At 56.2% G+C, this 9890-nt stretch carries 5 protein-coding genes; 2 read left to right on the top strand and 3 right to left on the bottom strand.

From position 1 onward, the window contains the following. A partial coding sequence (locus ABX962_RS20275) for a glycoside hydrolase family 2 protein (protein ID WP_372721838.1) occupies positions 1 to 2144 on the bottom strand: 2144 nt, incomplete at its 3' end. Positions 2145 to 2589: 445 nt separating this feature from the next. Here ABX962_RS20275 and ABX962_RS20270 point away from each other — a divergent pair. Then, on the top strand, positions 2590 to 2868 hold the full coding sequence (locus ABX962_RS20270) for a pyrimidine/purine nucleoside phosphorylase (protein WP_345328200.1): 279 nt from the start codon (positions 2590 to 2592) through the stop codon (positions 2866 to 2868). A 264-nt stretch (positions 2869 to 3132) separates the two neighbouring features. Here the strand turns inward: ABX962_RS20270 and ABX962_RS20265 are convergent, their stop codons facing one another. Then, a complete protein-coding gene (locus ABX962_RS20265) occupies positions 3133 to 6270 on the bottom strand; it encodes an efflux RND transporter permease subunit (RefSeq protein WP_372721837.1) in 3138 nt (1045 codons plus the stop codon). A gap of 122 nt (positions 6271 to 6392) precedes the next feature. Then, complete coding sequence (locus ABX962_RS20260) at positions 6393 to 7733, bottom strand: efflux RND transporter periplasmic adaptor subunit (RefSeq protein ID WP_372721836.1); 1341 nt, start codon at positions 7731 to 7733, stop codon at positions 6393 to 6395. Positions 7734 to 8084: 351 nt separating this feature from the next. Here ABX962_RS20260 and ABX962_RS20255 point away from each other — a divergent pair. Continuing rightward, positions 8085 to 9890 (top strand): TolC family protein (locus ABX962_RS20255; protein ID WP_372721835.1); only part of this gene is annotated, 1806 nt, incomplete at its 3' end.

Here is a 9890-nt window from a genome sequence, read left to right as displayed (position 1 = left end):
TCTTCGAGTCGTCGCATCGATTCGATATAGCGATCCTTGAATTCCTGCAGCGTTTTTGGCAATCCACCGTAGCCCCAATTGTCGCGATTGGCATCCCACAGGTGTCCCTGGACGGGATAACCATGTCCGCCAAACTCGCCAACCACCTTGATGTAATCGTCAAATCGTTTGTCGGCTAAAGGGAAATTGGGATGCGGATAGGCATGATGGTCCGCAATGTCACCGATCGGCCAAAAGTTGCCGCCACTGGCGATATTGACCAAACGTGACGGATCCCGCTTGACCGTCCACTTGCCGACCTCCATCGTGCGATGTTGCCCCCACGCTTCGTTAAACGGCACCCACACGACAATGCTGGGGTGATTTTCGAGGTCGTCAATCATCCGCTCAATCTCGACCATGTACTGATCGTGATCGGCATCGGACCAATCGGCATCTTGTGGGTTTGCCCGCATTCGTGTCCACGGGGGGCCTTTGCCGCCGCTGGGTTGATCCTGCCAAACCATCATCCCAATGCGGTCACAGTGGTAATAGTAACGCCGCGGTTCCACTTTGATGTGTTTACGGATCATGTTGAAACCCGAGTCCTTGAGAACTTCGATGTCATACAACATGCCTTCGTCCGAAGGAGGTGTCAGCAACCCATCGGGCCACCAGCCTTGGTCGAGTGGTCCAAGATGAAAAACAGTCTCACCATTCAGTGTGAATCGATGATGTCCATCCTTATCGACCGTTCGTCCCACTTCGCGGATGCCGACATACGATTGAACTTCGTCGATCGCATTACCAGATGCATCGAGCACCGCGACGCTGAGGTCATACAAATGCGGCGAATCGGGTGACCACAGTTTTGCGTCACTGACGTCGGTGATGAAAACACCCTCCGTATTAAACGTTTTGGAAGAAATCAGTTTGTCGCCGTCGACGAGACTAATTCGAACCTTCTCACCGGCAACCGGTTTGCCAGCCAAATCGACCTTGACGGTCACCTTGGCTTGGTCCGGCGAATCGGTAATCGCCGAGTGAATTTTCAGATCATCAATGTGACGCTGCGCGACCGTTTCGAGCCACACGGTTTGCCAAATCCCCGAGACTTGGGTGTACCAAATTCCGTGCGCATGGATAACTTGCTTGCCACGAATTTGCGATCCTTCGGTTTCGTCTTCGACGCGAACGACCAGCTGATTTTCGCCCGACTTTGCCGCATCGGTGATGTCCAGCGAAAATGGGTTGCTGCCGCCAACGTGTTTACCCACCGGGGTTCCATTGACAAAAACTTCACAGCGATAATCGACCGCTTCGAAATTCAGCTTCAACCGCTCGCCTTGCGTCACATCGGCTTGGAACGTGCGATGGTACCACAACGCTTCGGAATCACTCAGCAACCGCTGGACACCCGACAATCGTGATTCGATCGCAAAGGGCACCAGGATCTCGCCGTCCCATTTTTGCGGGATTTCGGTTTGATCCACGCCGGTGATTGCGTAATCCCAGTGGCCGTTCAAGTTGGTCCAACTTGGGTTTTGCAATCGGGGTCGCGCCAACGCAGGACGAGGATACTCGGTCCATGCGTTCTCTGCGGTCACCTGCTCGCCCCATTTGGTGATCAAGTCCGACTTGAAGGGGATCGTATTTCGTTTTGGCTTGGGGAGTTTGGGGATATGGTTGGCATCAATCAAGTGCACGTCGATCGATTGGCCGCCCGTGGTTTGGTGGCAGTGCACCGCAATCAGGTTGCTGCCTTTTTTGATTACTGCCGCCGCATCAGCGTCCAACGGAAACACTTTGTGGTGGTCGATGTAACCGGTCACGGCCAGCACTTTTTTGCCGTTGAGATAGACTTCGGCATCTTCATCGTGATGCATGTAGATCGCGAGATGCGCGGGAACCACATCGAGTTCAACCGATTGTCGCAGCCAGATATCATCGGTATTCCACTGGGTGGAAACTCGCGCCCCGGGCGTGGACCGCGTTCCGAATCCGCCGACGCCTTGCGCCCATCGAGAATCATCAAATCCGACCTCGTACCAATGCGCTCGTGGTTTTTTGGTGGTGAACCGCCATGACGTTTCCTGCAGAGTGCTGCTACTGCTGGTAGGCGAATCTGCCAGCGACCGCGTCTGCGGAAACCATCCGCCGAGCATGACAAAGATCACGAGCGTCATGGTGGTCCAACCTGTCAGCGAGCATCGTGGACGCGTCTGAGGCAGGCGACCGCTACCGAATGAAGATTGATTTAGCACGGAGGGTTCCTCGCTTGTTGGGGATGGAGGCGATTGATCGAATTCAGAAGAAGGGCGTTTGGAAACGGTAGAAGCCGCAACCAGACGACACAGACAAAATAGCTCAACTCGCCCGCTTGGTAAACGAGCTTTATTGCTCCGCAATTTGCTTTTTTGCGATTCCCGACTCGCAAGATAGCTTAGACACCGGCGTTCAACGAGAGTAATCCAGGGCGATTGGGACACAGAAACGCGGCAATTTCTCGCGAAATCGCCCGCCCGCTTGCTCATCGAACAGCAGGATCTATCATGTCCGCCACACGAATTCCTTTCGCTTCCCAATCAACTTTTAGAAAGCACTGTCCCCATGAAGGTCAACGAATATTTCGACGGCAAAGTCAAATCGATCGGTTTCGAGAACAGCGAAGGCCGCGTGACGTCCGGCGTGATGGCGGTCGGCGAGTATGAGTTTGGCACGAGCGAGAAGGAATTGATGAAGGTCGTCTCAGGCGAACTGAAAGTCAAACTGCCTGGGTCAAGCGAGTTTGCATCGTACAAAACCGGCAGCGAGTTCCGCGTCGACGCCAACCAGAAATTCCAGTTGAAGGTCGACCAAGCCACCGCCTACCTCTGCTTCTACAGCTAGGCAGGGCGTGCTGGGGAACAGAGAGGTGACAAAACGTTGCCGTCATTTGCCAGTCGCCCTCAGTAGATCCGAGCAAACGACCGGGCCGTTGGCCCTAACATTCATAGGTTTTCTTCGTCCCAGCCCGTTGGGCTGGGCTAGGTAAACTTCCGGGGCTTTGCCCCTAAATACATTATCGGAACCTCAGAACTTACGCTTCGGGTAGCGATTTTTCTAAGTCGGACGCTCTCTTACGGCCCACGCCTCACTGCTGCGATTCAGCTGCTACACCGCCAATGGCGACTTGCGGTGCACCCATGTGTAAACACAGGGGACCAAGATCAGGGTCAGGATCGTCGATACGATCATGCCGCCCAGCAAGGCTCGAGCCAAGGGGATCATCGCTTCGTTGCCCGGTGACAGCTGAAATGCCAACGGCAACATCGTTGCAACCAGCGTCAGTGACGTCATCAGAATCGGACGCAGTCGCACTTGCGCCGCCGACATCGCCGCGTCGTACGGCGACAATCCATCCGCCCGGCGACGGTTGGCAAACTCGACCAACAGAATCGAGTTGTTGACGACCACGCCGATCATCATCAACGTGCCCATTAACGATTGGATGTTGATGTAGGTGTCTGTCAAATACAGAACCGCCAACACCCCCCCGATCCCTAGCGGAACCGCCAACATGATGATCAACGGATCAAGAAACGAGCGGAACTGGGCCATCAACACGAGATACACCAACAGTGCGGCGACGGCCAATCCCATCCCCAGCAGACTCATTCCCGATCGCATCTTTTCCACGGGGCCTCGCAACGTCACCGACACGCCGTTGGCGAATTCCATCTCTGTCAATGTCGCTTCGATGTCCGCGGCGACCGAGCCCAGATCGCGTCCGGACACGTTGACGTGCACGTCATTGACGCGAGCGATATTGTAATGAGCGATCTCGCCTGGGATGGTGACACGTTTGACTGTGGCAATGTTCGACAATGGAATTGTGATCGGCCCATCCGCGGTATTCAGTGACAACGGAATGTTGCGAACGTCGTCCAGCGATTCAAAATCATTCGACTCGTATTGCACGCCCATGAAAAAGTCGGTGCCCGATTTGGGATCGATCCAAATCGTCGGTGCATAGCCCACGCTCGACCCCAGCGCGGTCAGAACCGTCTGAGCGACTTCCTCTTGGTCGACGCCCAAATACTTTGCTCGCGTGCGATCCACTTGCACATCAAATTGTGGATAGTCAAGCGATTGAGCGATCTGCACGTCGGCGGTGCCTGCGATCGGCCGGACCGCTTCGACAATCCGCTCGGCGGCCTCGCGGCATTGGCCCAATGTTCCCGCCGAAACTTGAACGCTGATCGGCGTCGGCACACCCTCGTTCAGTGCCATGTTCACAATGCCACCGGAAACAAACAGAAATTGCTCCAGCGGATACTCGTCCACGAATCTCTCACGCAGCGCGTTGATGTAAGTGTCCGTGCTGGTGGATCGACCATCCTGTTTCAAGTTGACGATGACGTACGCCGTGTCGGGGCCCGAATTAGAACTGAGCACGGTCGAGAACCCCGCTCCCTTTCCAACCGGCAACCCGATATTGGAGATCAGCGTTTCAATTTGTTCTTCGGGAATGGTTTGCTTGATCGATTCTTCGATGCGGGCCACCAATTTCTCGGTTTCATCCAGTGCGGTTCCTGGCAACGTTTTGAGTCGAATTTCAAACGAGCCTGCATCCACCGCCGGGAACAACTCGGTTCCGATTGACGGCAACAACAGGAACGTGGCTCCGACCCCCGCAACGATCACCAACGAGGTCACTGCAGGCACCTTCATTGCCATGCCAAGCAAGCGACCGTACAAACCGTGTGGCTTGTCTTCGTCCTCGTCACTGGTGGAATCACGATTGCGGTCACGCATGCGATTGCGAACCAGCGTCGCACAGAAGGCCGGGACCACGGTCAATGCCAACACGTACGAGGCCCCGATCGTGAACGTTGCCGCAAGCGAAAGTGGCGTGAACAGGTACTTGATCATGCCGGTCAAAAAGACCGCGGGCAAAAACACCGCGAGCGTGGTTACGGTACCAGCCAGGATCGCTCCGGAAACTTCGTCGGTCCCTTCGCGCGCCGCCTTCATCGGCGATTTGCCCATGCGTTGGTGCCGGATCACGTTTTCCACGACCACGATCCCGGCATCGACCACGGTCCCAATCGCCAACGCAATCCCGCTGAGCGTCATCACGTTGATCGTTTGACCGGTAAAGGCGAACCCAAGTGCCCCGATCAAGATCGCTAACAGAATCGTGGTGACAATGATCAGCGTGGGCACAATCCGGCGCAGAAAGACAAACACGACTATCGCGACCAACAGGGCTCCCAAGCCAACCTGCGTCATCAAGTTCGACATTGCGTTACGAATGTAGCTCGATTGATCCGAAACCAGCGTGACTTCGGTCGCTTCGGGAATGTCGCCGCGTTCCTTCATCTTCGGAATTTCCGACGCGATGCCTTCGTAAATACGGTCGACCACAGCGATCGTGTTTTCGCCCGGCTCACGCAGCAGCGGGCAATAGACACTGCGTTTTCCGTTGACGCGAACGATGTTGTATTGCAGCGCCGCGTCGTCAACGACGCGAGCGACATCGCGAATGAACACGGGACGCCCCTCGCGAACCGAAATCGGAATTGCTTCGATTTCTTCGGTCGTTGGCAACGTGTTACGTGGTTGCACCTGATAATCGGTGCCGCCCATCCGCGCGGTTCCCGCCGCCAACACCAAGTTCGACTTTTTCATCGCTTCGACCACATCGACCGCGCTGACGTGATACGCCATCAGTTTTGCAGGATCGACGTAGACCATCATTTGACGGAATTTGCCGCCGAACGGATGTGGAATCTGGACCCCCTTGAGGCCACCCATTTTGTTGCGGACGGCGTAATAACCGATCGTATACAGTTCCGATTCACTCAGCCCATCTCCGGCAATGGCCGCCAACACGACAGGCAGGTTCGCCGGTTCGCTACGCAGCGTGAACGGCCACTCGATTCCCGGCGGCAAGTGAAACATGTCACTCGCTTCGAGGTTGACGATGTCGTTCATCGCCGAACTGGGGTCGGCACCGGGCTGAAAGAAAACCTTGATGACCGCGGCCCCGGGAACCGTGCGTGATTCTTGATGTTCGATCTTTCCTGCCAACGTCAATGCACGCTCGACACGCGAGCTGACCGATTTTTCCATGTCCAAGGTGGGCAAGCCTGGATAGGAAAAGAAGCTGACGACGACGGGCTTTTTAAAGTCCGGCAGAATGTCGATCGTGATTCCCGGAATCACCGCTGCGCCCAGGACGCACAACGCGATCGTGGCCGCTAAAACAGCAAACCGGTTTTTTAGCGAAAAGTTAGTCAATCCCATGGAGCGAAATCTCAGGTGATAAAGCGGGCGGAGCGTCAGACGTCTCGACGCCGTTTTCAAAGGGTCTGTGCAGAAAGAAGGAATGCAGTCGCGGCAATCGCAGCTGCGGGATGAAGCGAAAACTAGTTCGTCAGGACGCTTACCTTTTGGCCATTTGTAAATCGGCTCAGATGGGCATCAATCACGCGTTGGCCTGCTTCGACCCCCGAGAGCACCTCGATTGAATTGCCATCGTCCATCCCCATCGTGATCGGAGCGATCGAAACCGTTTCGTCTTGATCCACCACATAGACGTAGGCATTGCCCGACTCTTCAAAACGAATCGCGCGCGCGGGCAACATGTTGGCGGCCGCTTTGGTCGAAAGATGGATCGAGGCTTGGCCGAACATGCCAGGCAACAGCTTGCCGTCGGGATTGTCGATCTCGGCTTCGACCATCATCGTGCGAGTGCTTGGGTCGAGACTACCAGATCGTCGTGTGACCGTCGCGGTGATCGGGGATTCCGCCGTGAACGAAGGAAAGGTCAATGTGATTTCATCGCCTTGATTGACGAGCGGTGCGTCGGTTTCAGGGACGGGAACGCGAATACGGACCTTATCGATCTGGCTGAGCACAAACAACGGTTTGCCGCTACCGACCTCACTCGCTTCGCGGACCAGATCGCCAGGCTGGACAAAGCGGTCGGTGATCACGCCGGAAAAGGGAGCTCGGATGACCGCGTAGGACAACAACACATCGAGTTCATCGAGTTGTCCCCGCGTGATTTCGGTTTCCGCACGAGCGGCTTCCCTATCCGCTTTTGCAGATGCCACTTGCGACTGCGCCACCGCGACTTCGGCTTCGGCGGATTGCACCGACGACATGACCGCTTCCTTGCGAGCCTGTTCCGAATCTCGTTTCAGTCGCACTTCGTCCAACATGCGATTTTGTAGCGATCCACGCTGAACCAGATCTTCGGTGCGATTGAACTCCGCTGACGACGCCGCCAGCGAAGCTTCGGCACTATTGAGTTGTGACTTGGCTTCGGCCAATTTAGCTTCGGACGATCGCACTTGAGCCGTGGCCAGATCGATGCCTGCTTGAGCCCGCTGTTCCTCTGCGACCAACCGCCGGATTCTCGCCTCGATCACCTCGCGTTGTTTCTGCATCTCCGGCACATCGATCGTCGCCAGCTCGGCGCCCGCTTTGACGTAATCGCCGATGTCCGCTTTCAATTCCTTTACAAAGCCCGAGATTTTGGCCCGCAACTCGGCTCGAAAGTAAGCGTGCACCGATGCGGGTTGCAGCGTTGTGCGTTGGACTTCGGTGGGGGCAACCTCGACCGTCTTGACTCGGGTCACGTGGAGCGTTTCGTCCTTTTTCGCGACGCCCGGTTTGGAATCAGGCGAACAGCCCGCGGTCACAACCAAGACGCCCAAAACGCCGAGCCAAGCCAAACAGCAGCGGTGGAAAGGGTGATTCATTCAAATTTCTCGTTTTCAGTTCGACGCACTCCCAAGGAGTGCCACCGTGTAGATTCATTCAAAAGCGGTTCTTTGCCCCTCGCTTGGCAGGTCATGATCCGCACAATCGGTACGACCGGTACCAGCGAACAAGCTTCGCGGAGGCAATCATTCATCATAGTTTGCACAACGCGTGTTTTCGATGGCGGCTAACTTGGATTCCCGCAGTTCAACGCCGTCATCCGTCATTATCTGCACTCTCGTTTGCCGAAGCACTTTCCATGTGACCGTTGCGTTTGGAGTAACAAGCACAACGCGAATGTGGATACGGCTACGGACTTAGCGATAAAGGAGGGCAGGATGCCCCGACTCATGATCACTCTTGACCTGATGGGCCTAGTGGGCCTGATGGGGCTGACGGGCTGTGCAGGCAACCAATATTTGACGCAAAATCCAACGCCCACTCGACTCGATCATGCCGTCGCCACGGTCGCACCGGTCGCACCGGTCGCACCGATGGGGCAAACCACGGATGCAGGATTGGCTCAATCCGCTCCCGCCGTTTCACAGGAAGTGCGTCCCGTCAATCACCAAAAAGTCTCGGTGAAGCCATCGGGGGGTGAAGATCAGTCACGCCACGGAACCTTGACGATCGACGGACGTCAATACGAGCTAAAGCTCGTCGAGTCGAAGCCGAACGAGATCGCAACCGCAGATCTGTCGTTGACCGCATTCGAAGACGGTCCGGTCGTGAACGTGCCCGTCGAACCCGCTGCACCAATGGCGTTTCCCATCGACGAGGATGTCCAATATTTCGAAGGCGCGATCCCGCAGGGCGACTTTGACGGCCAACCCATGACCTCAACCTCTCATTCGATCGACTTGAATTTGCCATCGGCGCTCGCCATGGTCGGCGGCCAGCATCCTGTGGTCGGATTCGCCCAGTGGCGGGTCCAAGAGGCCTATGCCCAACTCGCTCGCGCCGAAGTGCTGTGGTTGCCATCGATCCAGGCCGGCTTTGGTTTTCACCGTCATGATGGAAATTATCAGGCCAGCGACGGGACGATCGTTGACATCAATCGTAACTCGTTTCAATACGGACTGGGCACCGGCGCCACCGGAGCAGGCACGACGCCGCGTCCCGGATTGGTCGCCCAATTCCATCTAGCCGACGCAATCTTTCTGCCCGAGATCGCTGAGCGAACCGTCTCGGCACGCCATCACGCGGCCGCTGCGGCGATGAACGAACAATTGCGATCGACCGCGGTCGCCTACACCGAATTGGTCAACGCCTACCAAGACGCCAGCATCCTGGAATCGTCGCGTCAACGGACCGCAGAGCTGTTCAAAATCACCAACGACTTTGCCAAGGCGGGGGAAGGACTGCAAGCCGATGCGGACCGGATCAACACCGAGTTGGCGATGGTCGACAACCGCATGATCGGAGCCCGTGAACGGATCGCGGTGGCGTCGGCGCGGTTGGCGCAAACACTCAGTCTGGATGGCGACACTCCGATCCAACCGTTGGATGTGACGGCGGTGCCAATCGATTTGGTGTCACTGGAAATGGACAAGGCGTCGCTGATCAGCACAGGACTCAATTCACGTCCGGAACTGAAGGAATCCAAATCGCTTGTGGCCGCCGCCTGTGAAGCGTATCGCCGTGAAAAGTACGCTCCGTTTGTCCCCAGCGTGCTGCTAGGTTTCAGCACCGGCGGCTTCGGCGGCGGGCTTGGCAACAACCTCGATAACGTGGACGGCCGCTACGATTTGGACGCCGTTATGACGTGGGAAGTTCGCAACCTTGGGTTCGGCGAGCGAGCCGCTCGTCGCGAGTCATCGGCACGCGTTCAACAAGCAAGGTTCGAAAAGTTGAGAGTGATGGATCAAGTCGCTCGCGAGATTTCGGAAGCGTATTCGCAGATTCAGTTCCGTCGTGAACAGATCGTGGTAACTGAGCGAGCGATTGGATCGGCCGAAGATTCCTACAATCGAAACTTGGAACGGATCCGAGATGGTCAAGGGTTACCGCTAGAAGTATTGCAGTCGGTTCAAGCACTTGAAACCGCTCGCCGGGCATACTTGCAAGCGATCATCGACCACAACCAAGCCCAATTTCAATTGCAATGGGCACTCGGTTGGCCGGTGACCGCGCCGGCCCCCACGGCAATGGGAATG

The organism is Novipirellula sp., assembly GCF_041583735.1.
Taxonomy (GTDB): Bacteria; Planctomycetota; Planctomycetia; order Pirellulales; family Pirellulaceae; genus Novipirellula.
The sequence above is the reverse complement of the archived record's forward strand: the minus strand, read 5'-3'. Positions and strand labels throughout refer to the sequence as shown.